Below are 1,233 nucleotides of genomic sequence, written 5' to 3' on the forward strand. Positions count from 1 at the left end.
CCACGATGGATCCGGCAGACGTGCCACCCCACCCGACGAAATTGAGTCCCTGCGATTTCGCCTCTTCAACCGCGCCAAGCAGCGCCGCGCCCTTGATACCGCCGCCCGAGAAGACCGCGAAAAAATCTTTCGGCATTGCCGTCCTCCAAAAAGAGTCCGCGATTTCGACACCTCCGACGGACGCAGATCGAGCGTTTCCGTCTGGCTATCGAGACAACCAGTCAGCTTCAAAAGTCTTGTTCGCCGGGTTCTGATCCTTGGCCCAACGAGCCAGGAACATGAACGGCGTGTCCAGTATCCCAACCGTGAACTTTGCGATGATCGCCGAGAGTATGATTTGGAGCAGCACTGCGTCCGGCATGATCCCGTAAAACGCGATCAGGAAAAACACGACGGTATTCACCCAATTTCCTATGATGGTGCTCACGCCATTTCGTACTGCGAGAGCGAACCAGCCCTTTCTGTATTTCGCCTTGAGATAGGAAAAAATCGATACGCAAACGAGCCCGCCGACTGCTGCGATGATCGCGGCTGCGGTAATTCGCGGCGTAACCGTGAAGAGGGCAACAATTGCCGGCGATGCCTCGTCGGTCTGGGCCGCGGGGGTCCAGATCGAGACAGTCGCATAGGCCATGAACGCAACCTGTGCCGCCAGATTCGCGGCCACCAATTTCAATGCTTCACGTCGGCCCCAGTACTCGGTCAGAATATCGTTTGCCAGATAGGTGACCGAGAAAATGAAAACGCCGAGCGACGTCGTTAGGCCCAGAAACTCGACCTGTTTGGTCACCGTGACATTCGAGACCAGAATACATCCTACGGTAAAGACGAAGACGGCTGTGCGCCCGAGATAGACGCACCCTATCAATGCGAAACACATGCAAAAGAATGTCACGAGGCAATAAAGCTCCGACATGTCCTCCCCCTTGATCGCAAACCTTATCTTTAGGTGCAAATACAGCCTAACACAACCCTTTTGCGAGGGGAGAGCGAGCCCTGAACCGGTTGGCACGCCCAATCGCTGTCGGCGCAGTTCGAGCACTCCGTCGGCGTCACCGCCACCGGCGTCGAGATCTTCACGCTGTCGGAGCGGCACGGCGAGAAGCAGATCGGTTGATCTTTCGATCGCCGGCCCGGCCTCGTCAGCCCAGCATCAACAATTCCGCGCCTTCGATCGCATAATGCGCGAAGAGAAAATCCCTGATGTTGACGATGCTGCCGTTCTCCCAATCG

Annotated in this window: 2 protein-coding genes and 1 pseudogene; 1 reads left to right on the plus strand and 2 read right to left on the minus strand. The window is 56.4% G+C overall.

All coding sequences use genetic code 11. The features are described from left to right. Positions 1-136 (minus strand): patatin-like phospholipase family protein (locus tag ACXJL8_RS41530; RefSeq protein ID WP_456687089.1); only part of this gene is annotated, 136 nt, incomplete at its 3' end. Between the two features lie 69 nt (positions 137-205). Next, positions 206-916: a queuosine precursor transporter gene (locus tag ACXJL8_RS41535; protein ID WP_456619374.1), complete on the minus strand. Its 711-nt coding sequence runs from the start codon at positions 914-916 to the stop codon at positions 206-208. 99 nt (positions 917-1,015) lie between these two features. Here ACXJL8_RS41535 and ACXJL8_RS41540 point away from each other — a divergent pair. Next, positions 1,016-1,117, plus strand: a pseudogene (locus ACXJL8_RS41540) (type I methionyl aminopeptidase); the annotation flags it as partial. Between the last annotated feature and the right edge of the window lie 116 nt (positions 1,118-1,233).

It is taken from the genome of Bradyrhizobium sp. P5_C11_2, assembly GCF_054049755.1.